A 26,465-nucleotide genomic window follows, 5' to 3' on the forward strand; every position below is an offset into this window, starting at 1 on the left:
TTGACAAGCAATGCAAACGTCGTCAGTTTAACGGTAAATCAAGCCGGGCAACGAATGCCGGCAACCAAAGGAGGGGAAGAAATGCGCGTTTCCACGATCGCGATTCTGTTGTGCGGCGTTGCACTGCCGGCCCAGGCCATGCAGGCCGAAGCGGTAGCGGCCGCGCCGCAGGACCAGCAGGTACAGGCGCCTGCCGACGTGGCAGCGACCGACGAAATCGTGGTGACCGCCACGCGTGAGAACACGCTGCTTTCCAAGACCCCGCTGGCCATCACCGCGATCGGCGGCGACAATCTGATCAAGGCCGGCGCCACCAATGCCACCCAGTTGGGCGAACTGGCGCCCAGCCTGTCGATCGATCGCGCCGGCGGCTCGGCGCTGCAGATCACGATCCGCGGCGTGAGCAGCACCGACAATTCGGAAAAGGGCGATCCGTCCGCCGGCTTCGTGCTCGATGGCATCTTCCTGGCGCGCCCGCAGGCCCAGGAAGTCAGCTTCTTCGATCTCGACCGGATCGAAGTGCTGCGCGGTCCGCAGGGGACGCTTTATGGCCGCAACACCACTGCCGGCCTGGTGAGCCTGATTTCCGCGGCGCCGCGGCTGGGCCAATTCTCCGGCTCGGTCGATGCCACCTATGGCAATTTCGATACGGCGCAGGCGACGGCGGTCGTCAACGCGCCGATCGGCGGCATCGCAGCAGTGCGCGCCGCGGTGAACTATGATCGGCGCGACAGCTATGTCCGCCAGGGCGTTTCCGCCTACACCCAGGATCCGTTCAAGGACAATCTGTCGGGCCGCCTGTCGGTGCTCGTCGAGCCTTCGGATCGGTTGCGGGTGCTGGTGCGCGGCGATTACAGCCGGATGAAGGGGCGTCCCGGCGGTAACGTGCTGCTGAGCCAGCTCTATCGCGGCCCGTTCGCCGTTCCCGCCGACGGGCAATTGGGCGTGAACCCCGTGCCGCGGAACATCGACGGCGATGATGCCAACCAAGTGGGCGTGCCGGAACGGCTGCAATCGGTGCGGCACAACAGCACCTGGGGCGTGCAGGGCGACGTTTCCTATGCGCTGACCGACACGCTGACGCTCAACTATCTCGGCTCCTATCGCGAATTCGAACGGGACGAGCAGTTCACCGGGCTGACCGGCGTGAACCGCGCCACCGGTGCGATCGTCACGTCGCCGCAGACGTTCCGCGGCAGTTACAACCAGAATTCGCAGGAAGTGCGGCTTGCCTACGCGAGCGACGCGCTGAAGCTGCAGGCGGGCGGATTCTACTTCAAGGAAAAGTCGGCGATCAATTTCCTGCTGTTCGGCACGCAGGGATTCCAGCCGGGCCAGCGCGGTTATGTGTTCGGCTTCCCGCAGAATACCGACAGCAAGTCCTTCGCGCTGTTCGGCCAGGGGACGGTGAATGTCACCCAGGCGCTGCGCCTGACCGGCGGTATCCGCTGGACGAAGGATGACAAGAAGCGCGTCGGCGCCACCGTCTATCACGCCAATCCCGACGACCCGCTGGATTTCACCCCCGGCACCCGGCCGGGCACCACCAATCCGCGCGGTGTGCAGGATTCGCTCAACAATGCCGAGGTGAACTACAGCAAGATCACCTGGCGCGCGGGGGCGGAATTCGATGCCTCGTCCAGCACGCTGCTCTATGCGACGGTCGCGACGGGCTACAAGGCCGGTGGCTTCAACGATGGTTGCCTGGCGGGCACGGCCAACTGCAACGGCAGCGCGATCACCGATCCTGCGATCCTGTTCTATCAGCCGGAAACGCTGACCGCCTATGAAGCTGGCTTCAAGGCACGCACGTTCGGCAATGTGCTGCGGCTGAACGGCAGCGTGTTCCATTACGACTATACCAATCTGCAACTGAGCCAGCTGACGCTGGTGGCGGGATCGCCGGTGCAGCGGACGCTCAACGCCGGGCGCGCCAAGATCGACGGCGTCGAGCTGGAAAGCGTGCTGAAGCCGCATCGCAACCATCAGCTGGATTTTTCGATCGCCTGGCTGAACGCGCGGTTCACCGACTATGCGATCGATCCGGTCGGCCCGCTGACGGCCGACTTCAAGGGGCGCAAGCTCGATCGTTCGCCCGAATGGGTGGCGGCTGCCAGCTATACCTGGACGATCCCGCTGGGCAGCGACGGCAGCAATCTGGCGCTGAACGCGCGTACCCGGCTTTCGGACAGCTATGCGATCACCGCGCCGGTGCTGCGGGCTCAGTTCGTGCAGCCCAGCTTCACCAAGACGGACCTGGCCGTCACCTACAATGCGGCCGGCGAACGCTTCTATCTGCAGGGCTTCGTGCGCAACCTCGAGAACCGGTTGACCCTGGCGAGTGCCAGCATCGTCGCCAATTTCAACGCGACGTTCGATGATGGCACTGCGCAGCTTGCCGATCCACGCCTCTACGGTGTGCGCGCGGGCTTCCGCTTCTGACCGCTCGGCCCCTGGGCCGCTGGCTATCCGCGGCCCTTTTTCCTTTTGCATGTCGAGGTTCCACGATGCCGACTTCCCTCCGCCTGTTATCTGGGCTGCCGCTGGCGGCGCTGCTGGTTGTCGGGGCCGCGCGGGCGCCGGCGCCGACGCCCCAGGCGGTGCTGCCCGTGCAGCCGATGCTGGCGGCGGATGCAGGGCCACTGCTGACCGTCCAGGGCCTGCGCTTTCGCGATCTCAACCGCGACGGGCGGCTCGACCCCTATGAGGACTGGCGATTGCCGATCGCCCGGCGGGTCGGCGACCTGGTCGGGCGGATGACGCTGGAGGAGAAGGCGGGCACGATGATGCACGGCTCGCTGGCGGCGGTGGACAGCAGCGTCGGCGCCTCACAGATCGGCTATGATATGAAGGCCGCCGAGGCGCAGATCACCGGCCAGAAGATCACCAGCTTCATCACGCGGCTGGCGGTCGCGCCGGTGCGGATGGCGGAACAGAATAATGCGATCCAGGCGATCGCCGCGCGCGGCCGGCTCGGCATCCCGATCACGATCAGCACCGATCCGCGCCACCATTTCCAGGCAGTGTTGGGAGCGAGCGGCGAAACCCGCGGCTATTCGCAATGGCCCGAGACGCTCGGCTTCGCGGCGTTGCGCGATCCGGCGCTGATGCGTCGCTTCGCGACGGTGGCGCGGCAGGAATATCGCGCCACCGGCATCCATCAGGCGCTGTCTCCCCAGGCCGATCTGTTCACCGATCCGCGCTGGTCGCGTGGGACGGGCACGTTCGGCGCCAATGCAGCACTCGCCCGCGCGATGGTGGAGGCCTATGTCACCGGCTTCCAGGGCAGCGATACCGGCTTGGTGCGGGACGGCGTCTCCACCGTGGTGAAGCATTGGGTGGGCTATGGCGCCAACCCCGAAGGCTTTGACGGCCATAACTATTACGGCCGGATCGCGCGGCTGGACAACGCCGCCCTGGAGACGCACATCCTGCCCTTCACCGGCGCCTTCCAGGCGGGGGTGAGCGGCGTGATGCCGACCTATGACATCCTGGAAGGGCCGAGCATCGAGGGCAGGCCGCTGGAGGCGGTTGGCGCAGGGTTCAACGCGCAGCTGCTCTGGCTGCTGCGCCAGCGCTATGGATTCCAGGGCATGGTGCTGTCCGATTGGGGCATCACGCGCGACTGCACCGCGGCGTGCCGGGACCCGAAGGTACCGCACACGCCGATGGAAATCGCGATGCCCTGGGGGGTGGAGCAACTCAGCCCGGCGCAGCGCTATGCCAAGGGCGTCAATGCCGGGATCGACCAGTTCGGTGGCGTAACGGAACCCGAGATGATCGTCGCGGGGGTGCGATCCGGGGCGATCTCCCAGGCGCGGGTGGACGAAGCGGTTGCGCGCATCCTGGCCATCAAGTTCCAGCTCGGCCTGTTCGAGAACCCGATGGTAGATCCCGCGGCGGCGGCGCGGATCAATCCGCCCGAGGTGCAGCGCGAAGCGCTTGCCGCGCAGGCCGCGTCGCAGGTCTTGCTGAAGAATGCCGGCGGTCTGCTGCCGCTCAAGCCCGGCACGCGCGTGTGGCTGAAGGGAATCGATCCCGCGGTGGTGCGCGCCCACGGCCTGGAACCGGCCGCGACGATGGCGCAGGCGCAGGTGGCGATCCTGCGCACGGAAACGCCGTTCGAACGGCTGCACCCGCTGCATTTCTTCGGATCGCGCCAGCACGAGGGGCGGCTGGATTTCCGCCCCGGCGATGCCGACTATGATGCTGTCGCCACCGCTGCGGAGCGAATGCCGGTGGTGATGGCGCTGTTCCTCGACCGGCCCGCGATCATGACCGCCATCGCGCCCAAGGCGCAGGCGATCCTGGGCAATTTCGGCGTGAGCGACGCCGCCCTGCTCGATGCGATCACCGGCAGGGTTCCGCCGCGCGGGCGGCTGCCGTTCGAACTGCCGTCCTCGATGGCAGCGGTCGCGGCGCAGGATCCGGCCAAGGGCGACGACAGCGCCGCGCCGCTGTTCCCATACGGAGCGGGGGAGTAGGCCCGTCCGCGCGGATGCGCACCGGCCATCCCCCGCCACGCCGTCATTCCGGCAATGCTGGCGCCTCGGCGTTCGTGTCCGGGAGATAGCGGGCCAGCGTAATGACGCCTTCTGGCGAGATTTCCAGATCGGCGGCTTCCGATCGGGCGCGCACCGGATAGGTCATCGTCGCGCCATCCTGGCCAAGCCGCGCGGGGCCCAGCTCTGCGTGGCTGAGCAGTGCGGTTGCACGCGTGAGATAGCGCGTCATCACCACCGCCGCCGCGCGGCCTGTTTCGCCCGAATAGGAAGCATTTGCGATCACTTGCTGGACCGCCAGCGATGCGCGGGAAAAGCCGATGGTGCGACCGGTCGCAAGCCATGAGGTTAGCGAAGCGCGGACAACCCCAGGCTCCACCGGCCCCGCAACGCGGGGGCCGTCCAGTGCCGAGAAACTCAGCGGCAGCAGCGCGGCGAGGGCGCTTTCGACCGCGAACGTGCGTCGATCGCCGGGAAACTGCGCCGAAAAATGCAGATAGATGCGGAAATAATCCAGGAAGGCAGGCACCGTTCTGGCCTGGGCGACGGCGAAGGCCGCGGCCTCGGCGGCAAGGGGGGAAGAGGACAGGGGATCGCGGCGGAACTGCGCCAGCGCGACCTGATCCATCAGGCTGCGCGCTTGGAACAGCGGGGCGGAAGCGACGCGCATGGCCTCGAGCATCGCGTCCGTCGCCTGGAAATCGCGGTGGAAGAAGAGGCGCTCGTCCGCTGCCCACCGCTCGAGATCCCTGGCGAGGATACCCGACTCCTCCGCCGTCTCGGCCCTGTGGAGCGCCCGCAGGTCGTCCAGCTTGAGGGCCAGCAGCTTTGCGGGGCCGACCAGCAGGCCGATCCGAGGCAAAAGGATGAAGGGGCTGGCGTGGAGGCCTGCCTGCACGTCCATCAGCATTGCACGCTCATCGGCGAAGTGGAACTGCGCGATGGCTTCGTTCGCGGCCCACATATACCATTGAAGGCCACCGTCTATGTAGGAAAGCACCATGCGGGCATGATCCGATAGGTCCGTTCCGCGACGAAATCTGCCGTTAATTATCATCGACATTCGACATGTTCCTCCCAAGCATCGCGCGGGACGATCGTAGCCTGCCGCGCCGCGACTGCAACTGTTTGTCAGATCGGCGATTTCTGCTGGCAGGGCATCAATGCGCGCAGCCTGGGCTGGCGTCGGTGAAATGCCGTGCCCTGCGTCAACGGCAGCATCAGGGCGAGGGGACGTGATGTTTCCCCACCGTGACGGAGCCGATGTTGGCCCGCGCCAGGAGCGAGGAGGGACGACATCATGGCATCGCGCGCTAGCGTATCGATATCCGGGCGGAAACGGTGGTGGACGCACTAGGGCTCGAACCTAGGACCCGCTGATTAAGAGTCCAGCGAAAATGTTATAAATCAGGTATTTGACTGCATTCGTTCACATGAATCCTTAACAGGAATTGCCAGCAAATCCTTTGTTTGCACAATGGGCCACAACACAAAAGTGGTCACATGTTTTTGACAATATTCGACGGAGCGTGCCGCTGTTCAATGTCCGGGATGTTGGACACTCCGGAATGGCTCCTTTCAGGAGCGCAATTGGGATAGCGGACACTCCTGACAGTGAAACGGCGGGTCAGCTCCGCCCCCTTATTTCAGTCATTGCAGCTCGCGTGCCGATCACCTGAAAGCGGACAAAGATCTTGGTCGGTCTGATTGGCCGAGTCTGGGATTTTGCGGTCGTTCCTAAGCGACATGTTGAATGCCAAGTTCTTCACCAAAACTTGCCATTGAAAAATAGCCGATCCCTGGTTCGCGCGCGGGATCAGGCGTATGAATCGCTATTTGGAAGGCACCAAATCCTTCTATCAATCATACGGCTTCGGCTTAAGGCAATGGCCAATGGAAAAGTCGATCCTAGAACCATTGCGCTTAAGTACCCAAAAGCATTTTTTGGAAAATTGCGGAACGTCTGCGGGCGGCTTGTTGACCTCAAAGCCCAAAATGCCACCTGCAGCTTTTTCCTCGTATTCATCGTGGCGCTCGAGCAGCGCAAGCAGATCTTCTGCGTCTTGGTCGCTGACCTGATCGCCGATGTTGTAGCGATTTAGCATGGCCGTGAAGAACGCGGTGGCATCTCCAGCCTTAGCAAATGAGCGCGTGGTGAGAGATATTCGCCTAGCTTTCCCCATGGGCATTATCCTTTCTGCAGAGTGTACCGCGCCCGGTGTTCTGTCTACCCCCGCTGTGGCAGCTAGCCGATGGGGCTAAACCTCTTGGTTCATCGTGCCACCAGGGGGTGTCTCGTTGAGCAGCTTTTCACGCAGCTCACGCACAATGATGGTGGGAACACCAGCGCCTTCCAGCGCCTCTGCGTTGGCACGCATCCAGTCGCGACAGGCGTCCTGATCCAAATCATCCCTCGCGATCACCTCGTATAACGCGACGGCGCTCATCCGGGAAAGTCCCAGCTCCATCAGAGATAGCAGCGTCGGAGTCGAGATGCCAAATTCTAGAGCCAATCCGATGTCGAAAGTCTCTTGTAGAAGCTCGTCACGTCCAATCTGTTGTAGATGCAACTTTAGAACATCTCGGTAAGCGGCTATGTATTTTGGGGCGGCAAAGCGGGCAGTCTGCTCGACCATTTCCATCGTTTGCCGGCAGACCAGCGGGATGTTGACCTCCTTTCCGCTCCTTTGGAGGTTCTCGATGCGTTTTTTGATCATCCGCGCGAGCGACCAACCTCGGAGCCAGCGCTGCACAGTCACAGCATGGCCGTAAAGCAAGTCATCCGGTTTGAAGGCCGGATAAAGGTGATCGTTTATCGCCTTCATGACGAACATCGTTGAAACTACTGCCTCATCGTCTTCCGTCGCGGCCAAGATTAATTCCTCGGGCTCGCCGACATGCTGGCCAAAAAATTCGAGGAGGGATTGCATGGCAATGGCGCTTACGCCTGGATGGCGGGCGACCAATGTGGCCGGCAATCTATTTGCGTCACACAACTTAGCTAGCGCTGCATCCAAGTTCGCCACAAATTGCGGATCGTGTCGCTTCGCGAAAGCGGCGCCAGAGACTGAGCCCTCACGCAGGAAGGTCGAGATGAGATAGGACGACACCTGCTCGAGTTTGGAGTCTCGGCCGATTTCGTCCATCGACATGCCGGAGCGTGCTTTTAGAAAGCTGAGGATTTGCGCGGGCGCTTCCAACACAGCGTCAGTCTCACGCTTGATTTCGTACCGCTGGCGCTTGGGCACTCCCTGCGGCCAAGCGTCTTCGTCATGAGGGTCGATGCAAACGATCTTGCCCTGAAACTCATCCCCCCAACGCCCCGCCCGGCCGGCCAAATTCCAAAAGTCATGCGCAAGCATATGCTTACCGCTGCCTTTCCTCGGACCGCGGAGCACGATCATTCGGCACGACAGATTGACACCCTCGATAAGCGTCGATGTGCATACCAGAAAACGGATCTTGCCCGACTTGAACAGCCGCTCGATCTCTGACCGCAGCAGCGACGGCATGTTACCGTAATGAAAGGCAACCCCGCGCTCGACAAGCGGCGCGAGCAGATAGCCGGGATGGACCCCCTTTCGAGAGAGATCTGCAAGAGCTGCCAACTCAGGATCAATCGCTCCCTTACACTGTCCAACTGCACCATGATCCGCGCATAGAATGCTGCGCCAGTCGCCTTCTGGCAGCGATGGCAATGGCATGCGCGAATATTGAGGATCTCGCCGGTGCTTGTGTAGCGGCAGGCACCGCACAGGCATCCACCGTTGATGGGATCAATCGTCATGCGGCATTTCCTGGGCGCTATAGAAGCTCTCGCCTTCGACCTGCCGGCCATCGACGAAGCGCATCGTTTCCAGCGCCCGCCTGGCCTTGCCGTTGCGTCGGGCCACATAGTGGACGCCCAGTACCTGCCGCTCGACATCGCAGACGGCGCCGATCAGGGTGAAATGCAGCTCGCTCGAAGCTTCCAGTGCCTGTGACCAATAAGCGCGCAAATTGGCCTTGCCCTCGATGACCGGCGACCCCGTCAGCTCCGCGGCAAGCGGGCTGATGAAGTGCGCCTCTTCGGCAAAATGCGCAAGAATGGCATCGAGATCGCGCGCGTTCCAGTTGGCGATCCAGTCCGCTGCAAATGTCTCCATGTCCGCCCGGTTCATCTCCCTCTCCCTCAGACCAAAAACAGCAGGGCGGTGAGCGCGGTCAGGATCGCCATCACGCGCACGAAGACGATCATGCCCTTGCGGCTTTCCAGCAGTTCGCGGGCTCCTGCGCCCATCGCTGCCCAGGTCGCGATGGAAGGCAGCCCGATCAGCACAAAGGCTGCGACGATAACGCCGAGCTGCAGGGCGAGCGGTCGACCGGGCACAGTGAAGCTGGCGATGGCAGGCATAGTGATCGCCCAGGCCTTGGGATTGACGAACTGGAAGGCAGCTGCCTGCAAGAAGGTCAGCGGATGCGCGCCCTCACGCCGTTCGACGCCTTCCGATCGCCAAAGCTTTACCGCCAGCCAGGCAAGATAGACGGCACCAAAGATCCGCACCGCCCAGCGCAGCACCGGCCATGCCTCGAACAGCGCCCCCAGACCCAGCCCACTGAGCACGAGCATCAGCGCGCAGCCGAAATTGATCCCGAAGATATGCGGGATTGTTCGCCGGAATCCGAAAACCAGCCCCGACGAGGCGAGCATGATGTTGTTGGGGCCGGGTGTCGCCGTGCAGACGAAACTGTACAGCGCAAGCGGGGCAAGCAGACTCGTGTCCATGATGTTCTCCTGAACCGCTGGATGATCATGATTGAACTATGAGTCAAATGTGATATTGCACCGGTTCAATATAGATCGGGGATGGCAATGAAGGACTGGCAGCCGGATATCTCGAAGGGCAGTGCGCCGGTGTACGAGCGTCTCGTGTCCGCGCTGGAGGGCGATGTGCGCGATGGCCGCCTTGTGCCCGGCGACCGCTTGCCACCGCAGCGCGATCTGGCGCACCGCCTGTCCCTGAGTGTCGGCACGGTCAGCCGGGCCTATGTCGAGGCGGAGCGGCGGGGGTTTGTTTCCAGCCATGTGGGCCGGGGTTCGTTCGTTGCCGATCGCGCGAGGCCGCATTCCGCGTCACATGACACCGGCCCGCTCGACATGGCGCATAATGTGCCGCCGCTCGATCCTGCCGAGCGCTGGATCGGGGAGGGGCTATCCCGCGTGCGCCAGCGCGCCGATCTTGGCGTAGCGGTGAACTATGCGCCGCCCGAAGGCTTGGCCTCGATCCGCGAGGCCGGGGCTTCCTGGTTGAAGCGCCGTCATGGCGTAATGCGTGCGGCTGCGGATCGGGTTATTCAGTGTAATGGCGGGCAGCATGGCCTTGCGCTCGCTTTCGCGGCGCTGGCGCGGCCGGGTGACACGATCCTGTGCGAAGCCGCAACCTATCCCGGCATCCGGACACTGGCCGACCATGCGGGTTACCGCCTGCAGGGCGTTGCCATGGATGAGCGCGGCATCGACCCCGAAGCGCTCGCCCGCTGGGCCCGGGAGACTGGCGCCAAGGTGCTGGTCATAATCCCGACCTTGCAGAACCCGACCACGATCACGCTCGATGCCGCGCGCCGCGCTGACATCATCGAGGTCGCGCGCGCCCATGATCTGATGATCGTGGAGGACGAGGCCTATCGCGTATTCGCAAATGACGGTGCGCGGGACTGCTTTGCCGATCTCGCGCCTGAAAGGACATTGATGGTCGCGGGCGTTTCCAAGGCGGTCGCGCCCGGTTTGCGGCTCGGTTTCCTGTTGCCGCCTGATAATGAAGATATTCGCGATCGCCTGCTGCTGGGCATTCGTGCCTTTGGCTACAGCCCACCCTCGCTGGGCGGTCTGGTCTTCAGCCAGTGGGAACAGGATGGAACGGCCGACAGGATCGCTGACGATGTAATCACCGAAAGCGAGGCGCGGACACAGCTGGCCGCGTCGATCCTCGGCAAGGCGATGGCCCCGCCGGGGGCGGGCCGCAGCCTGCATGTCTGGATGCCGATGCCCATGCTCGATGCCGAACGGCTGAGCGCCCGCGCCTTGCGTGCCTCCATCGCGCTGACGCCGCCTGACGGACCGATTGTCGATGAGGCTGCACCCTCTGGCGTCCGTCTGTGTCTTGGCGGCCTGCGCTCGCGCGATGCTCTTGAACAGGCGCTTCGCGATATCGCTGCCATGCTGGCGACTGCCGGAGGCAGCGCTTCGAGCGGTCTGGTCTGACATGTGGCGTTACAGGCGGGCCGGAGCAATCGAACTGGCTTCATGCGCAGGAAATGCTCTGCCGGATTTGCGCCTCCATTTCCACGAGACTGCCCAGCTCTGTCTGGTTCAGAGCGGGAAGCGCCGGGCGGTAACCCGCTACGGGATCGTCGAAGTGACCGCGGGCGAATGCCTCTACGTTCCCGCCGGTCTGCCGCATCGCTTTATCGATAGCGCAACCGCCGAAGGGCGCTGCCTGAATGTCTATGCGCCCCTTGACCTGGGCGCCTATCCCCGCTGCCTTCCTGCCGTGGGCATTCGGCCATTGTTGCAATCACTGGCCTTGTCAGGATCCTCGCTGGCCGGATCAGAGCGGTCTGGCACGCAAAGCACCGGGCCCGAAAATGGTCCAGTCCCAATACAGGCGCTGGCACGCGCGGCGGGGGTGTCGCGCGAGCATTTCAGCCGGACCTTTGTGCAGCAGCATGGTCTCCCTCCGCATCGCTATCGCATCTTGTGCCGCCTCAACGGTGCGCGCCAGGCGATCGCTCGGGGACATCCGCTGGCAGATGTCGCCGCCCGGTTCGACTTTGCCGATCAGAGCCACCTTGGCCGCCTGTTCCGCCAGACTTTCGGGACGACACCGGGATCTGCGCGAGCGCAGCCGCGAAATCGCCGCGTAGAAACTCTCGCAATATTGCTGAGAAAGGTTCATCGTCGGGCATGCGTCGGAGATGGCCGAGCGCCATCGCGGGATAGCCTGCGACCTGATAGGCCGCAGCCGAGAGGAGATGCATCGGCGTCGTCGGAGGCCTCAGCGACGGTTGCGAAACCCATTCGAGAACTTCGGCCGCGCGTTTGACCGCCTGCTGCCAAGCCCGCCCGCCACCGGCGGAGCGCTCGATCCACGCCGCCTCCAGCAGAAGCATAGCTTCGTCGAGCCGCGCGGTCAGCTCGCCCGGAGCGCCGCGCGGCATCGCGATCCTCAACGGAACGCTCGCCGCCGCGATGGGGCTGGGACTTCAGCAGTGGATCGCGGGGCTTCTGCTCTGGCTCGCCGGGCACAGCCTCGCGGTGTTTGCTGCCAAACGCGATCCCGATTTCGCCACCGTCCTTGCTCGCCACCTCCGGCAGAAGGCCTGTCTCTCATGCTGAACCTCAAGGAATATCGTGGGACCGCCGACCGGCTTGCCGATCATCTGCCCTGGGCCGCATTGGTTGCTCCCGGGGTGGTGCTCAACAAGGATGGCAGTTTTCAGCGGACGCTGCGCTTTCGTGGTCCCGATCTTGAAAGCGCGACCGAAGCCGAACTCGTCTCGGTCTGCGCGCGAGCCAATAATTCGCTGCGGCGTCTGGGCTCGGGCTGGGCGCTGTTCTTCAATGCCGAGCGCCTGCAGGCGCTCGGCTATCCTGCAAGCGACTTTCCCGATGCAGCATCATGGCTGGTCGATGAGGAACGCCGGGCCCATTTCGATGGACGGCGCGCCGAGCATTTCGAGAGCCGCTATCACCTGACCTTCTGCTATCTGCCACCTGCCGATCAAGTGAGCCGGGCCGAACGGGCGCTCCTAGAGCGGGATGTTCCGCAGCATGGACGAGACTGGCGGCAGGAACTGCGCGCGTTTGTCGCCGAGACCGACCGGGTGCTCGATCTGCTGGCCGGCTTCATGGCCGAAGTCAGAGCGCTCGACGATGCCGAGACGCTGACATTCCTCCACGGCAGCATCTCGACGAAGCGGCATGTCGTCGCGGTCCCGGAAACGCCGATCTATCTCGACGGGCTGCTGGTCGACACGCCGCTTTCGGGCGGGATCGAGCCCATGCTGGGGGACCAGCATTTGCGGACGGTGACGGTCATGGGTTTCCCCAACGCCACCCGGCCGGGCATTCTCGATGCGCTCAATGTCGCACTCACCGATCTGCGCTTCCGCTATGCCATTACCGGCGACAATCCGCCCTGGCGCCCCGTCCGGGCATGGGATGATGGCAACAAGGTCTATATCGAGTTTCCGGCCCGGCTCGACCAGGGCGAGGCGCCGCCCCTGTTCGTGGTCGGGCCGCTCGGGCAAAGCCAGCTGGTCAACTACCGTGTCAGCGGCAATCACTACATCGTCGATCGCCTCTTTGGCGCCGCTGAGCTGCGGCTTGGCGAAGACCCGCAGGCTGTCGTGCGCATTGCCCGCACCGATGCTGCGCAGCGGAGGGCACGCCCATGAGCGGACCCGATGAGGAGGGCGCTGGCCCGGAATCGCGTGCTCCCGGTGAATCCACGGCACGCCCGCCTGAACCGTCCAAGCAGAATGCGGAAAAGCTCGTCCTGCGCGCCGCACCACGGCGCGTTGTCCGGTTCCGGCGTGGTGTGATCATCGGCGGAGCCGCTTGCGCCTCGCTCGCCATTGCCGGTGTCGCCTGGATGGCGCTGGGGCCGAAGACGTTGCAGGTGGTCGCCACCGGTAATGAGAAGGCTGTCGCGGATCGGCGCACGCCCGCCGATGCCGTCGCCAATCTGCCGGGAACCTATAGCGAGCTGCAGCCCGGTGTTCCGGTGCTGGGCGATCCGCTGCCCGGTGATCTCGGCCGACCAATATTGGAGCACCAGCGCAGTCTCGGCATCGATCCGGCAACCGATCGGGGCGCCATGCCGCCATCCATGACCATGGAGGAGCAGGCCGCCGAGGCTGAGCGTCAGCGGATCGCTGCCCAGGCGGCGCAGGCCCGCGAAGCAGGCGTCATGGTCCAGTCGTCTGGGCGGGGTGCAGCGGCGCCGGTCACAGGTGCGGACAGCACGCCCACAGGCAGCGCAGCGCCAGGCCAGAGCGAGCAGGCGGGGCGTCTCGCGCTCGATCCGGAGCGGGACCAGAACAACCAGGAGCGCAAGCTCGACTTTGTCGGGAGCCAGGCGTCGGCCGGCATCACCAATGCCCATGCGCTGCAGATCCCGGCATCGCCCTATCAACTGATGGCGGGCAGCGTCATCGCCGCCAGCCTGATGACGGGGCTTAATTCCGATCTTCCGGGCATGGTGGTCGCGCAAGTGACCGAGCCGGTCTTCGACACCGTGACCGGGCGTATCCTGCTCATCCCGCAAGGCTCGCGGCTGATCGGCAACTATGACAGCGTCGTGGCCTTCGGACAGCGGCGCGCCTTGCTGGTCTGGCAACGGATCATCCTGCCCGATGGCAGTTCGGTTCAGATCGACAATCTGCCCGCCACCGACAGCGCGGGCTATGCGGGCCTCGCCGACAAGGTCGACTTCCATAGCTGGCAATTGCTCAAGGGCGTCGCGCTTTCGACCCTGCTGGGCGTCGGCACCGAACTCACGCTCGGCAGCGACGAGAGCGATCTTGTCCGCGCGATCCGGCAATCGACCCAGCAATCCGCCAATCAGGCGGGCCAGCAGATCGTCTCGAAGAACCTCAATATCCAGCCCACCATCACCGTCCGTCCCGGATGGCCGCTGCGCGTGATCGCCCACAAGGACATCGTGCTGCGGCCCTGGGCGGGCGGTCGCTAGACAAGGAGAGCCGCGATGCTCAAGCTCGCCAAGGGGAGATCAACACCCTCTCCATCCAGCGTGCGATCCGGCTTGTGCCCAACGACAATAGGGTCAGCGACAAGGCCCCGGCGTTCCGGGTCATGCTGGGCTGGCAGCATATCGGGGACGCCTGGGAGCTGATGTCGCGCACCGAGCCTCCCCGTGAATATTGGCGGGTGCGGATCGACGATCCCTTCTGTCCGCTCAGCGCCATGCTGTTCCCCGACGCCGAAGGCATGACCGCGCAACTGGTGCTGCAGGTCTGACCATGGGCGAGGGAGCCGAGCGCGTTCTGACCATCCGGGAAGCGGCAGCGCTGCTCAAGGTGCACCCCAACACCATCCGCAATCTGCTGGCCGAGGGGCGCATTCCGGCGGCCCGCGTCGGGCGCCAGTGGCGCTTTCTGGAAGGCGAACTTGTCGCGTGGATTCGCTCGGGCTACTCTACGCCTGCACGAATGCAGTCAGGTGCCCAACGAAAGGAGGCATTATGGCACTCTGGAAACGTGCAGGAAAATACTACGTCAAGCTCACAGCACCTGACGGAACGCTCATTAGACGCTCTACTGGAACGACCGACAGGCTGAAGGCGCTCGAATTTCACGACAAGCTGAAGGCCGAGCTGTGGGACCTTGCCAGGCTGAAGCAGAAGCCGAAACGGACCTGGGACGAGGCGGCTTTGCGGTGGCTGAAGGAGAAGGCACACAAGAAGTCCTACCGGGACGATGTGAGCCGGATCCGGTGGTTCACCAGGCATCTGCGTGGCAAGACATTGGATCAGGTGAGCAGGGACATGATCGACCGGCTCATATCGCGCCATTTCGCCCGCAAGAGCGATCGCACCAAGGATCTCTATGTCGCGCTTATCCGCGCGATCTTCCGGAAGGCGATGCGGGAATGGGAATGGATCGCGCATGTGCCGGCGTTCAAGACCTATGCGCGCAGTGGCCGGGTCAGGGTGCGGTTTCTCACCCACGATCAGGCCGCCGAGCTCATGGGTCGGCTTCCTGAACACCAGCGCGAGGTGGTGCTGTTCGCTTTGTCGACCGGCCTGCGTCAGGGCAACATACTCCATCTGCGATGGGATCAGGTCGATATGACCCGGCGCATCGTCACGATCGGATATGGCGAGACCAAGAACGGAGAAGCGCTCGGCGTTCCCCTGAACGAGGCGGCTCTTGGCGTGTTACGACGGCAGAAGGGCAAGCATCCGGTTCATGTGTTCACATTTCGGGGCAGGCGCCTTGCCAATGCGAATACGCGGACCTGGCGTGCGGCTTTGAAGGCCTGCGGGATCGAGGATTTCCGCTGGCACGATCTGCGGCACACCTGGGCGACCTGGCTCCGGCAGAATGATGTGCCCACCTGGGTGCTTCAGGAGCTGGGGGGATGGAAATCGGAGTCGATGGTGCGGCGTTATGCGCACATGTCGGTGAAGCATCTCCAGCCTTATGCCGACCAGCTGATTTTGCCGGGCACAGACCCGCTGATTAATCCGGTCACAGACACGAAAAAGTCTAACTGCCCGGAAAAGCTGGAAAGCTCAGGTCACAAAAATGGTCACAGTGAGAGCCGTCCGCGGCTCAAGCTTGTCGCCGGCCTCGACGTAAACTCTTGATTATGAAGGAAGAAAAATGGTGGACGCACTAGGGCTCGAACCTAGGACCCGCTGATTAAGAGTCAGCTGCTCTACCAACTGAGCTATGCGTCCATTCCGGCTTCTGCAGGGGGCCCTTTGGTAGGGGCTCCGCCACATCGGAGGCGCGCCTTTAGCGTCGCGCTCTCCGACTTGTAAAGCCCCAAAATGAAAAATGTCACCAGCGCGTTTTGGTGCGCGCGTCCCGATCGATCGACAGTAGCAGGCCCAGGCAGAGCATGAAGGTCATCACCGCCGTGCCGCCGAAGCTGATCAGCGGCAGCGGCACGCCGACGACGGGCGCCAGGCCGATCACCATCGCCATGTTGATCGAGCAATAGAGGAACATCGTGCCGGACAGCCCGGCCGCCGTCAGCCGCCCGAATCGCGTCTTGGCGCGCATCCCCACGCCAATCCCCCAGGCGATCAGCAGCCCGAAGGCGATGATCAGGAAAACGCCGCCCACCAGCCCCCATTCCTCCATCATCGTCGCCAAAGCGAAGTCGGTCTGGCCTTCGGGCAGATAGTCCAGATGGCTCTGGGTGCCTTTCAGGAAGCCCTTGCCGAAGATGCCGCCCGATCCGATCGCGATCTTCGACTGGGTGATGTGATAGCCGGTACCGAGCTTGTCGCGTTCCGGATCGAGGAAGATCAGCACGCGATTGCGCTGATAGTCGTGCAACGCGAAGTTGAAGGCGAGAGGGGCGGCGATCGCCAGCGCGAGCGCGCCGGCGATGAACAGGCGGAGCGGCACGCCCGCCAGGAACATCACCATCACGCCGCAACCGGTGATCATCAGCCCGGTGCCGAGATCGGGCTGCATGATGACAAGAAGTGCCGGCACGCCGATCAGCACGCAGGCCGGCCAGATCGCGACGAATTTGCGGGTCTCGCTGGCCGGCAGCATCTCGTAGAAGCGGGCGAGCGCCAGCACGATCATCGGCTTCATCAGCTCCGATGGCTGGAACTGGAAGCCGCCCAGGCTGATCCAGCGCTGGCTGCCCCCGGCCACTTTTCCGAGCAGTTCCACGCCCAGCAACGCGATGACGAGCAGACCATAGACCGGCAATGCCCCCTGCGACCAGATTCGAACCGGCACCCGCGACATGGCGATCGCCACCGCGAAGAAGAGGAGGAAGCGGGTGCCCTGGTTGATCGCCCAGGGCCGGATGCTGCCGCCTGCCGCCGAATAGAGCACGACGAGTCCGAAGCCGCCGATGGCGAGGACGAGGAACAGCACCTTCCACGGAAGCTGCGCGACTTGGCTGGGAACGATGCCGTCGCCGGGACGTGCCATCAGTCGCGATCCGCGCTGCCGATGGGGGCGACGTCGGACCGCGTGGTATTGGCGGTGGCATTGGCGGCATCGGAAGCGACGACGCTCGCCGCCTCCGCTGCATCTTCGGGCGCGGGCGGCGGTGGGATGTTCTGCGCCTGGCGGAACGCGGCGCCCTGGGCGGCCAGGCGTGTCGTGTAGTCGCCCCCCCAGGTCGGCTCCACTTCCGCCAGCGTCTTCATCGCCAGGTCGCGATCGAACAGATAGGTCATGATATCCCGGCCGATCAGCGGCGTATCGAGGTTGCGGATGGTGTGCCCGTTATGCTCCAGCACGATGGCGGCGGCATATTTCGGATTGTCGTGCGGGGCGAAGCACACGAACAGCGCGTGATCGCGCATCTTGAAGGGCAGGGCGGCGTTCTTCAGCACGCCGGTGCGGCGTTCCGCCATGGTGATGCGGCGCACCTGCGCGGTGCCGGTCTTGGCCGCGATGGCAACGCCGGGCACATACATGCGCGCCGCGCCGCCGGTGCCGCCGCCATTGACCACCCCGTACATCGCGTCGCGAACGATCGCCAGATCCTCCGGGCTCACGGGCAGCGGCTGCGCGCCCGACGGCCCGGTGGAGAGCAGGCGCGGTACCAGGATCTTGCCGGAAGCCAGCCGGCTGGCCATCACCGCCAGTTGCAGCGGGTTGGCAAGCACATAGCCCTGGCCGATCGATGCGTTGAGCGAATCCGCCACTGTCCAGGGGCGGTGATATTTCTTCAGCTTCCAGGCGCTGTCCGGCACGGTGCCATAGCGCTGGGTAGTGAAGGGCATGTCGAACTTCTGGCCCATGCCCAGCATCCGCGCCATCGGGGCAATCGCATCATAGCCAACGCGGCGGACCATCTCGTAGAAATAGATGTCGCAACTCTGCATGATCGCGTTCTTGAGGTCGAGCGGCCCGTGCCCGCCCTTTTTGTGGCAGTGGAACACGCCATTGCCGACGCGCAGAGCGCCGGAGCAGACCACCCGATCATGCGGGTTCACCCCGGCCGCCATCAGCGCCAGCCCGTTCATCGGCTTCACGGTGGAGCCGGGCGGATACAGGCCCTGCAGCACCTTGTTCATCAGGGGGACGTGATCGTCCTCGGACAGCATCTTCCATTCGGTCTGGGTGATGCCGTCGGAGAAGCTGTTGGGATCATAGGCGGGCATCGACGCCATCGCGAGAATGTCGCCGCTCGCCACGTCGATCACGATCGCCGAGCCGGAATTGGTGCCCAGCCGTCGCGCCACATATTCCTGGAGGCCGGCGTCGATGGTGAGCTTGATGCTTTCCCCGGGCTGGTCGGCGCGCGTTTCCAGCTCGCGCACCGGGCGGCCATGTGCCGTCACCTCGACGCGCTTGGCGCCGGGCTTGCCGCGCAGCCTTTTGTCCAGCGTCTTTTCCAGCCCGTCCTTGCCCAGTTTGAAGCCGGGTGTGACGAGCAGCGGATCCTTGTCGAGCTTGTACTGCTCGGCCGAGGCGGTGCCGACATAGCCGATCAGATGGCCGACACCGGCGCCCAGCGGATAATGGCGGGCATAGCCTCGGGTAGGGGCGACGCCCGGCAGTTCGGGCTGGCGCACCAGTACCGCGGCGAACCGGTCCCAATCGAGATTTTCCGCCACCTGCACCGGGCGGAAGCCGCCGGCGCGCTTCAGGTCGGTCTCGATCCGAGCGAGGTCCTCGGGCGCCAGATTCAGCAGCCGGGTCAGTTCGGCGAGCAGCTTGTCCTTGTCGACGATGCGATCGGGGATCAGGTCGACGCGGAAATCGGTGCGGTTGCTGGCGAGCGGCTTGCCGGTGCGATCGAGCAGCCAGCCGCGCCGCGGCGGAATGAGCGTGTTGTTGACGCGGTTGCTCTCGGCCTTGAGCTTATACTGTTCGTTCTCGACCACCGAGAGCCAGGCCATGCGGCCCGCAAGCACCAGCCCGACGGCGCCCTGCGCGGCGCCGAGCACCAGCGCGCGCCGGGAGAAGCTGTAGATCTGCGCCGCTTCGGTAACCCGTACCATCGATCAGGCCTTCTGTACGTCGCGGTCGAGCCAGGCACAGAAGCGCGAGGCGATCGGGAACAGCATCGCCGATGCACCGGCCTGGAGCAGCAATGCCGCATCCACCTTCGCCGAAATGGGTGCGGCGAAGAAACGGCCGGCGATCAGGACGAAGCCGATCGCGCCTGCGGCAAACAGCCAGTCCTGCCAGAAACTCCGCCACACGATGCGCGTCTCTAGCACGTCGATCAGCAACATGCATGTCATCCACAGGAACATCGCCGAGCCGAATGGCTGCCCGCTCACCAGATCGTCGAACAGGCCCAGCGGCGCCGCCATCCAGACCCGCAGTGCGTCGGCACGGGTGAGCCGCCAGCCGAGCAGCATCAGCAGTCCGAACGGCGGCAGGAACGGCACCGTCGCCACCACCGGCAGCAGGGTGAGGAGAGAGGCCAGGGCGATCGACAAGGGCGCCAGCCAGCGCGCGCGGGGGCGCGGCGGCGGCACACCCAGCGGCGTCAGGTCCAGCGCCATCACTTCGCCTTGGGCTTGGGCGTGGCGGTGGGGAAAGGCTGGGGCGGCGGTGCAGGCTCGGGCAGGAATATCCGCAGCACCATCACGAAATCTGCCATGTCGGGGTTGCTGGTGGGGGCGGCAGTGGCATTGTCACGCCCGCTTTCGGTGATCCGGCCGATCGGTATGTTCGGCGGGAAGACGCCGCCGGTGCCGGACGTGACCATCAGATCCCCCGGTCGGAAGGGATTTGCCGCGGCGTTTGCGGCGCGTACGTCCAGCGTGCCGTCGCCACGGCCGGTGATGATCGCGGGCAGGCCGTCGCTCGCGCGGCGAACCGGAATGGTGCTCTCGGGATCGGTGACCAGCAGCACGCGCGCGGCATTGGGGCCGGCCTCGATCACCTGTCCGATCAGGCCGGCGGCGTCGCGAACCGGCTGCCCCCGCTCGACGCGCTGCCAGCTGCCGGCGTTGAGCGTCGCATAGCGGCGGGTGCTGGCGGCGGAGGAACTGACCAGCCGGGCGACGATGATCGTCTCCGGGGTGGCATCGCGCACCTTCAGCAAGGCGCGGAGCCGCTGGTTCTCGCGCTCCATCCCCAGCGCGCGCTGCAGCGCGGCCCGTTCCGCCTCGATCTGGCGCTTCAGCCGGGCATTCTCGCTCCGCACTCCGAAAAAGCTGCCGATCTCGTCCGGCACGGTGCCGATGGCGCGGCGGACCCAGTCGAGCCCGGAGGAGACCGGCGTGGTCACTTCGGCGATCGCGCTGCGGGCGGGCGCGAACAAATGCGGGTTGTAGCGCGATATCAGCACGAGCGCGGCGCCGATCAGCAACAGGCCGATCGCCGCCACATAGCTGAAGAACAGCCCATATTGCGCCCGTCGCGAGAACCCCGGGCGCCGAGTACGTGGCGGCGCCATCGCCGATGGCCTTTCGTCAGACCTGGAGGAGAACGCCGCGGAACATCGGATCCTCGAGCGCGCGGCCGGTACCGAGCGCAACGCAGGTCAGCGGATCCTCGGCGACGGTGACGGGCAGGCCGGTTTCGTCGCGCAGCACTTCGTCCAGCCCGTGCAGCAGCGCGCCGCCGCCGGTAAGCACGATGCCCTGGTCGACGATGTCGGCGGCCAGTTCCGGCGCGGTGTTTTCCAGTGCGATGCGGACGCCCTCGACGATCGTGTTGACCGGTTCGGACAGCGCCTCGGCGATCTGGCCCTGGTTGATCTGGATTTCCTTGGGCACGCCGTTGACGAGGTCGCGGCCCTTGATGTGGATCGTCTTGCCGATGCCGTCCGCCGGCGGCTTGGCGACGCCCACTTCCTGCTTGATCCGCTCGGCGGTGGCTTCCCCGATCAGCAGATTGTGGTTGCGACGGACGTAGGAGACGATCGATTCGTCCATCTTGTCACCACCCACACGCACCGAAGTCGAATAGGCGAGACCGCGCAGGCTGAGCACCGCAACTTCGGTCGTGCCGCCGCCGATATCGACCACCATCGAGCCGATCGGCTCGGTCACCGGCATGTCGGCGCCGATCGCGGCGGCCATCGGCTCCTCGATCAGCCACACCTGGCTGGCACCCGCGTTCGACGCGGCGTCGCGGATCGCGCGGCGCTCGACCGAGGTGGAGCCCGACGGCACGCAGATCACGATTTCCGGCCAGCGCATGAAGCGGCGCTGCCCGTGCACCTTGCGGATGAAGTGCTTGATCATCTCTTCCGCGACATCGATGTCGGCGATCACGCCGTCACGCAGCGGGCGAATCGCCTCGATCGAGCCGGGGGTCTTGCCCATCATCAGCTTGGCGTCGTCGCCGACCGCCTTGACCTTCTTCACGCCGTTCAGCGTCTCGACCGCAACGACCGAGGGTTCGTTCAGCACGATTCCGCGGCCGCGCAGATAGACGACGGTATTCGCGGTACCCAGATCGATCGCCATGTCATGAGACATGAATTTGAAAAAGCGGGAGAAAGCCATTGATTGATCCGTCCCTGCCGGACGGATTTCTCCGGTGCCGGCTGTTCGCTGTACAGTTTTGACCGAAACCCTTCCGGGACGGAGAAAATCCGGCCAGGAGCCATGAGGATGCGGGTCGCGGGAGGCCGTCGCTTGGGCTACAGCGACAGCCATGTCAATACGCCGCCTGCCCGAACATCTTGTTAACCGTATCGCTGCCGGCGAAGTGGTCGAACGCCCTGCAAGCGCCTTGAAGGAACTGGTCGAAAACGCCATCGATGCCGGAGCCACCCGGATCACCGTGCGTCTTGCCGGTGGGGGGATCGAGCGGATCGAGGTGATCGACGACGGCTGCGGCATGGCCGCCGCCGAAATGGCGCTCGCGCTGGAGCGGCACGCCACCTCGAAGCTGCCGACCGACGATATCGAGCACGTCGCGACGTTGGGTTTTCGCGGCGAGGCGCTGCCTTCGATCGCCAGTGTCGCGCAGCTGACGCTGGAAAGCCGGGTGCGCGGCGCGGAAGGTTGGTCGCTGGTCGTCGATAACGGCGCCCGTATCGCCGAGGGCCCGGCCGCGCTGCCCCCCGGCACGCGGGTGCTGGTGGAGCAGTTGTTCGGGCGGGTGCCGGCGCGCCGCAAGTTCCTGCGTTCCACGCGCGCCGAATATGCCGCGAGTCTGGACGTGGTGAAGCGGCTCGCCATGGCCCGGCCCGACATCGCCTTTTCGGTGGAGCATGACGGACGCCGCGTGCTGGGCGTGCAGGGCGGCGAGAGCAGGCCCGCCCGCGTGGCCGCGCTCACCGATCGCGCGCTCCAGGAAAACAGCGTCGCGATCGATTTCGAACGCGAAGGCATGGTGCTGGGCGGCGTCGCTGGCCTGCCGACCTTCAACCGCGGGGTGGCCGATCACCAATATCTGTTTGTCAACGGCCGCCCAGTGAAAGATCGGCTGCTGGTCGGCGCGGTGCGCGGCGCCTACGCCGAGATGCTGGCGCGCGATCGGCACCCGGTGGTCGCGCTGTTCCTCGATGTTGCGCCCGAGCTGGTCGACGTCAACGTCCATCCCGCCAAGACGGAGGTGCGCTTCCGCGATCCGGCCCTGGCGCGGGGGCTGATCGTCAGCGGCCTGCGGCGGGCGCTCGACGAAGCCGGGCATCGCAGCGTGCAGCGGCCGAGTGAAGCGGCGCTGGGACATTGGCAGCCGGGCTCGGTGCCTTTGAGCCCCTCTTCTTCAGCGGAGGGGGTGGGGTGGGGCAGTGTCTCACCGAGACCAACGCTGGATCTGGAATCCCTTCACCACAGCTCGTCCTCCCAGCAGGAGGGGCTTAAGCGGTATTCCGGCGCCGTTCGCGACTCCGGCACCTTCTTCGCCTCTCCGCCCCAGGCCCGCGCCGAACCCGCGCGGCACGAAGCGCCGCTCGCGACCGACTTCCCGCTCGGCGTCGCGCGGGGACAGGTCGCCAAGACCTATATCGTCGCTGAAGCCGAGGACGGGCTCGTCCTCGTCGATCAGCACGCCGCGCACGAGCGGCTGGTGCTGGAACGGATGCGCCGCGCCATGGCTGGCGGCGCGGTTCCGAGCCAGGCGTTGCTGCTCGCCGAAGTGGTGGAACTGGACGAACCCGGCTGCGACCGGCTCGAAGCCCGCGCCGAGGAACTGCGCGCCTTTGGGCTCGAGCTGGAACGCTTCGGACCGCGTGCGATGCTGGTCCGCGCGGTGCCGGCGGCACTCGGCACCGGCGATGTCCAGGGCCTGGTGACCGATCTCGCCGATGAACTCGCCAGCTTCGACGAGGCGCTGAGCCTGAAGGAACGGCTTGATCATGTCGCCTCCACCATGGCTTGCCACGGCTCGGTCCGCGCCGGCCGCATCCTTTCGGTCGCGGAGATGAATGCGCTGCTGCGGGAGATGGAAGTCACGCCGCATTCGGGGCAGTGCAACCATGGCCGCCCCACCTGGGTGAAACTGGCGCATGGCGATATCGAGAAGCTCTTCGGCCGGAAATAGCCCTGCGGATTAGGGGCGCGCCGCGGGGACGAGGATCTTCACCGGGCTGCCGTCGATCGTCGCGCTCATGTCGATCACGCAGATATGCTCCAGCGTGGCGTGCGGGCTACATCCGGCACCGGCGAAGCGAAAGTCCGGGTTGAACAACAGCGTGCGATGACCGCGACCTGGCACGCCATCATCCACCACCATTTCACGCAGCAGTGATTCCACATCGGGCGCGCCATAGGCGATGCCTTCGCCCAGATAGATGTCGCCGCCGAGCCGGCGTACCCGCTCGCCTGGGGTGGAGCCGTCCGCTCCGACATGTCCGCGTGCGCCGATCGCCCCTTGCGCCTGTGCGAATGCCGCCGCCGCCTGTTCCAGCAGCGGCGCGTGCGCAAGCGGCGGGAGCGGCGCCTGTTGTTCCAGAAAGGCGATCGCTTCGTCCACCGCGGCAATGCCTTCGCGGGTAAGGACCGGCACAGGTTCGCCCGGCAGGATCAGTATCGTGCCCCGAAAGTATCCGCGATAGATGCGCAGTTGCGCGGCATAGGCGCCGGGATCCTGCCGAACGGCGTTGATGCGGGCGATCAACTGCACTTGCAGGTTCTGCGCGTGCGCGGCGGGCGCACCCGCCAGCAGCGTCATGCCCAAGAATCCGCAAAGCCCCGCGCGCATCGATCTCCACCCTCCCCAGGGCCGATCGTTTGCGCGCCGGAAGAGCGGCTTTCAAGCAATTTGGTTGTGGTTGTGCAACGAACGCGCCGGGGGGTGGGAGGCTGGACGGATGCGTCAGTTCTTGACGCGGATCAGCCCTTCCTGCGCGACACTCGCCACCAGCCTGCCGTCGCGGGTGTAGATGCTGCCCCGGTTGAAGCCGCGGGCATGGCCGGCCCAGGGGCTGTCGGTCGCGTAGAGCAGCCAGTCGTCGAAACGGAACGGCGCGTGCAGCCACAGCGCATGATCGAGGCTGGCGGTCTGCACATGGCCGCTGACGATACTCACGCCATGCGGCAGCATCGAGGTGCCGAGCAGGATCATGTCGCTGGCATAGGCCAGCATCGCGCGATGCAGCGCGGCTTCGTCGGGCAACGGGGCCACGACGCGGAACCAGCTATATTGGCGCGGAGGGCTCGCTTCGGGCCGGAACCAGTTGCGCGGATGGACTGGACGGATCTCGATCGGGCGCGCGCGCAGGAAGAAGCGCTTGAACTTTTCCGGGATTTGGTCGCGGATGTCGTCGCGCAGCTCGGCTTCGGAGCGGAGCGCCTCGGGCGGCGGCACGTCGGGCATCACGTCCTGATGGTGCAGCCCCTCTTCGGGCAGCTGGAACGAGGCCGCCATGTTGAGGATCGGCTGGCCCTTCTGCATCGCGATCACGCGGCGATTGGCGAAGCTGCGCCCTTCGAAATCGCGCACCACCCGATAGAGGATCGGGTAATTCTCGTCTCCGCCGCGCATGAAATAGGCGTGGAGCGAGTGCGCGACCTTGCCGTCCTCGACCGAGCGCTGCGCCGCCTGCAGCGCCTGCCCTATCACCTGCCCCCCGAACACCCGGCCGACGCCGCCGGGCTGGCGCGCGCCGCGATAGAGATCGGTGTCGAGCGTCTCGACATCGAGCAGCGCGGTGAGTGCGGCAACCAGGTCTTCGGGGGATTTGGGATCGGTCATCAGTAGCCAGCTGCCTCCGCAAGCGCGTTCGCGTGATAGTTCGAATCGCCGAACATCTCGGCGAGCACGCGGGCGCGCTTCATGTAGAAGCCGATATCATATTCGTCGGTCATGCCGATGCCGCCATGCATCTGGATACCCTCCTGCACCGCGAGCGTGGTGGCAAGCCCGGTCATCGCCTTGGCGATGGCGACGGCCTCGTCGGCGGGTTCGCCGGCATCGAGCAGCTGCTGCGCCTTGAGCGTCGCGGCGCGGGCGACCTCCAGCTCGCTGTAGAGATGCGCGGCGCGGTGCTGGAGCGCCTGGAAGCTGCCGATCAGCGTACCGAACTGCTTGCGCTCCTTGAGATAGCCGAGCGTCATGTCACTGGCGCCCGCGCCGACGCCGAGCAGCTCGGCCGAGGCCCCGGCCCCGGCGGCGCGGAGCAGGCGGCCGAGCGGATCGGCGCCCGCATCGATCTCGCCCACCACCGCATCGGCGGTGACCTCGACACCGTCGAAGGTCGCGTGCGCGGCAAGGCTGGAGTCGGCGAGGCGCTCGGGGCGGAGGTCGAGCCCGGCGGCCTTGGGATCGATCGCGACCAGGGTGATGCCGGCGGTGTCCGTATCGCTGCCGGCGGTGCGGGCGGTGACGAGGATCAGGTCGGCGGCATGGGCGTGGTGGGCGAAGCGCTTGGCGCCGGTCAGCCGGAAGCCGTTGCCCGCCCGCTCAGCCTTGAGCGCGACAGCGCGGCCGAATTTGGGCTTTTCGTCATGCGCGATCGCGATCACCGCCTCGCCGGCGGCGATACCGGGAAACCAGCGATCGGCATGGCCGGTGCCCTTCAGCGCCTCGACCGCGGCGACGGCGGTGGATAGGAAGGGGGAGGGGGTGAGGTTGCGGCCGATCTCCTCCAGCACCACGCCCGCCTCGACATGGCCGAGGCCCAGGCCGCCGGACGTTTCGGGGATCAGGATGCCGGTGAGGCCCATCTCGGCGAACTGCTTCCACAGGTCGCGGCTGAACCCGGTCGGGTCCTTGGCGTCGCGCAGCGCACGCAGATGGCGGACGGGGGCATGTTCGGCGACGAACTCGCGGGCGGTGTCGCGGAGCATCGTCTGTTCGTCGTTGAGGTAGAGCGGCATCGTTCCATTCCTCCCT

At 65.2% G+C, this 26,465-nt stretch carries 24 protein-coding genes, 2 tRNA genes and 1 pseudogene; 11 read left to right on the forward strand and 16 right to left on the reverse strand.

What is annotated here, in order from left to right; genetic code table 11:
• The first annotated feature begins 81 nt into the window (after positions 1 to 81).
• Both DD559_RS15225 and DD559_RS15230 read left to right on the forward strand, forming a co-directional pair.
• Positions 82 to 2,442 carry a TonB-dependent receptor gene (locus tag DD559_RS15225; protein ID WP_165831112.1) on the forward strand — a complete coding sequence of 787 codons (2,361 nt, stop codon included), beginning with the start codon at positions 82 to 84 and terminating at the stop codon, positions 2,440 to 2,442.
• Between the two features lie 65 nt (positions 2,443 to 2,507).
• The gene (locus DD559_RS15230) at positions 2,508 to 4,484 is read left to right on the forward strand and encodes a glycoside hydrolase family 3 protein (protein WP_116469940.1); all 1,977 of its coding nucleotides are present in this window, start codon (positions 2,508 to 2,510) and stop codon (positions 4,482 to 4,484) included.
• Positions 4,485 to 4,527: 43 nt separating this feature from the next.
• Here DD559_RS15230 and DD559_RS15235 read toward each other — a convergent pair whose 3' ends face one another.
• From DD559_RS15235 to DD559_RS15260, 7 genes and pseudogenes are all read right to left on the reverse strand, one after another.
• Positions 4,528 to 5,505: a hypothetical protein gene (locus DD559_RS15235; RefSeq protein WP_133243834.1), complete on the reverse strand. Its 978-nt coding sequence runs from the start codon at positions 5,503 to 5,505 to the stop codon at positions 4,528 to 4,530.
• Positions 5,506 to 5,844: 339 nt separating this feature from the next.
• Positions 5,845 to 5,933 (reverse strand) — tRNA-Ser (locus DD559_RS19865).
• A 428-nt stretch (positions 5,934 to 6,361) separates the two neighbouring features.
• A complete protein-coding gene (locus DD559_RS15240) occupies positions 6,362 to 6,685 on the reverse strand; it encodes a DCL family protein (RefSeq protein WP_165831113.1) in 324 nt (107 codons plus the stop codon).
• 75 nt (positions 6,686 to 6,760) lie between these two features.
• The gene (locus DD559_RS15245) at positions 6,761 to 8,206 is read right to left on the reverse strand and encodes a helicase-related protein (protein WP_206364511.1); all 1,446 of its coding nucleotides are present in this window, start codon (positions 8,204 to 8,206) and stop codon (positions 6,761 to 6,763) included.
• A pseudogene (locus DD559_RS20405) lies at positions 8,188 to 8,340 on the reverse strand (hypothetical protein); the annotation flags it as partial. The pseudogene DD559_RS20405 and the gene DD559_RS15245, both read right to left, overlap by 19 nt.
• A complete protein-coding gene (locus DD559_RS15255; protein WP_116469943.1) occupies positions 8,279 to 8,662 on the reverse strand; it encodes a nuclear transport factor 2 family protein in 384 nt (127 codons plus the stop codon). The gene DD559_RS15255 and the pseudogene DD559_RS20405, both read right to left, overlap by 62 nt.
• 11 nt (positions 8,663 to 8,673) lie before the next feature.
• A complete protein-coding gene (locus DD559_RS15260; RefSeq protein ID WP_116469944.1) occupies positions 8,674 to 9,267 on the reverse strand; it encodes a LysE family translocator in 594 nt (197 codons plus the stop codon).
• 87 nt (positions 9,268 to 9,354) lie between these two features.
• Between DD559_RS15260 and DD559_RS15265 the strand changes: the two genes are divergently transcribed.
• The 8 genes from DD559_RS15265 to DD559_RS15300 are packed head-to-tail and all read left to right on the forward strand — an operon-like array spanning position 9,355 to position 15,874.
• Positions 9,355 to 10,743: an aminotransferase-like domain-containing protein gene (locus DD559_RS15265; RefSeq protein ID WP_116469945.1), complete on the forward strand. Its 1,389-nt coding sequence runs from the start codon at positions 9,355 to 9,357 to the stop codon at positions 10,741 to 10,743.
• A 1-nt stretch (position 10,744) separates the two neighbouring features.
• Entirely contained in the window at positions 10,745 to 11,584 is an 840-nt protein-coding gene (locus DD559_RS15270; RefSeq protein ID WP_240610287.1) for an AraC family transcriptional regulator, read from the forward strand.
• A gap of 41 nt (positions 11,585 to 11,625) precedes the next feature.
• On the forward strand, positions 11,626 to 11,877 hold the full coding sequence (locus tag DD559_RS19980) for a conjugal transfer protein TrbD (protein WP_240610403.1): 252 nt from the start codon (positions 11,626 to 11,628) through the stop codon (positions 11,875 to 11,877).
• Positions 11,871 to 12,938, forward strand: a complete 1,068-nt coding sequence (locus DD559_RS15280) for a TrbG/VirB9 family P-type conjugative transfer protein (protein ID WP_165831115.1) — start codon at positions 11,871 to 11,873, stop codon at positions 12,936 to 12,938. The genes DD559_RS19980 and DD559_RS15280 overlap by 7 nt, the downstream gene beginning before the upstream one ends.
• Complete coding sequence (locus DD559_RS15285) at positions 12,935 to 14,236, forward strand: TraB/TrbI/VirB10 family type IV secretion system protein (protein ID WP_116469947.1); 1,302 nt, start codon at positions 12,935 to 12,937, stop codon at positions 14,234 to 14,236. Before DD559_RS15280 ends, DD559_RS15285 begins: the two co-directional genes overlap by 4 nt.
• A complete protein-coding gene (locus DD559_RS20305; protein WP_116470944.1) occupies positions 14,173 to 14,523 on the forward strand; it encodes a DUF736 domain-containing protein in 351 nt (116 codons plus the stop codon). Before DD559_RS15285 ends, DD559_RS20305 begins: the two co-directional genes overlap by 64 nt.
• A 2-nt stretch (positions 14,524 to 14,525) precedes the next feature.
• Entirely contained in the window at positions 14,526 to 14,843 is a 318-nt protein-coding gene (locus tag DD559_RS20410) for a helix-turn-helix domain-containing protein (protein WP_116469948.1), read from the forward strand.
• On the forward strand, positions 14,747 to 15,874 hold the full coding sequence (locus DD559_RS15300; RefSeq protein WP_133243835.1) for a tyrosine-type recombinase/integrase: 1,128 nt from the start codon (positions 14,747 to 14,749) through the stop codon (positions 15,872 to 15,874). The genes DD559_RS20410 and DD559_RS15300 overlap by 97 nt, the downstream gene beginning before the upstream one ends.
• Positions 15,875 to 15,891: 17 nt before the next feature.
• On the opposite strand, the gene DD559_RS15305 is transcribed toward DD559_RS15300, so the two are convergent.
• From DD559_RS15305 to DD559_RS15330, 6 genes are all read right to left on the reverse strand, one after another.
• Positions 15,892 to 15,967 (reverse strand) — tRNA-Lys (locus DD559_RS15305).
• Positions 15,968 to 16,070: 103 nt separating this feature from the next.
• Positions 16,071 to 17,189 (reverse strand): rod shape-determining protein RodA, encoded by a 1,119-nt coding sequence (gene rodA / locus DD559_RS15310; protein ID WP_116469950.1) that lies wholly within the window; start codon positions 17,187 to 17,189, stop codon positions 16,071 to 16,073.
• A complete protein-coding gene (gene mrdA, locus DD559_RS15315) occupies positions 17,189 to 19,216 on the reverse strand; it encodes a penicillin-binding protein 2 (protein WP_116469951.1) in 2,028 nt (675 codons plus the stop codon). Before mrdA ends, rodA begins: the two co-directional genes overlap by 1 nt.
• Positions 19,217 to 19,219: 3 nt before the next feature.
• Complete coding sequence (gene mreD, locus DD559_RS15320; protein WP_116469952.1) at positions 19,220 to 19,729, reverse strand: rod shape-determining protein MreD; 510 nt, start codon at positions 19,727 to 19,729, stop codon at positions 19,220 to 19,222.
• Entirely contained in the window at positions 19,729 to 20,628 is a 900-nt protein-coding gene (mreC, locus tag DD559_RS15325; RefSeq protein ID WP_116469953.1) for a rod shape-determining protein MreC, read from the reverse strand. The genes mreD and mreC overlap by 1 nt, the downstream gene beginning before the upstream one ends.
• A gap of 16 nt (positions 20,629 to 20,644) precedes the next feature.
• Positions 20,645 to 21,685, reverse strand: coding sequence for a rod shape-determining protein (locus DD559_RS15330; protein WP_019368797.1), 1,041 nt, complete (start codon positions 21,683 to 21,685; stop codon positions 20,645 to 20,647).
• A gap of 151 nt (positions 21,686 to 21,836) precedes the next feature.
• Between DD559_RS15330 and mutL the strand changes: the two genes are divergently transcribed.
• The gene (gene mutL / locus DD559_RS15335; protein ID WP_116469954.1) at positions 21,837 to 23,672 is read left to right on the forward strand and encodes a DNA mismatch repair endonuclease MutL; all 1,836 of its coding nucleotides are present in this window, start codon (positions 21,837 to 21,839) and stop codon (positions 23,670 to 23,672) included.
• 9 nt (positions 23,673 to 23,681) lie between these two features.
• Here mutL and DD559_RS15340 read toward each other — a convergent pair whose 3' ends face one another.
• From DD559_RS15340 to DD559_RS15350, 3 genes are all read right to left on the reverse strand, one after another.
• Complete coding sequence (locus DD559_RS15340; RefSeq protein WP_240610289.1) at positions 23,682 to 24,302, reverse strand: CAP domain-containing protein; 621 nt, start codon at positions 24,300 to 24,302, stop codon at positions 23,682 to 23,684.
• Between the two features lie 144 nt (positions 24,303 to 24,446).
• Complete coding sequence (locus tag DD559_RS15345) at positions 24,447 to 25,325, reverse strand: acyl-CoA thioesterase (RefSeq protein ID WP_116469956.1); 879 nt, start codon at positions 25,323 to 25,325, stop codon at positions 24,447 to 24,449.
• Positions 25,325 to 26,449, reverse strand: coding sequence for an acyl-CoA dehydrogenase family protein (locus DD559_RS15350; protein WP_116469957.1), 1,125 nt, complete (start codon positions 26,447 to 26,449; stop codon positions 25,325 to 25,327). Before DD559_RS15350 ends, DD559_RS15345 begins: the two co-directional genes overlap by 1 nt.
• Positions 26,450 to 26,465: the final 16 nt, after the last annotated feature.

The sequence above is a fragment of the Sphingomonas pokkalii genome (genome assembly GCF_003096275.1).
Lineage (GTDB): Bacteria > Pseudomonadota > Alphaproteobacteria > Sphingomonadales > Sphingomonadaceae > Sphingomonas > Sphingomonas pokkalii.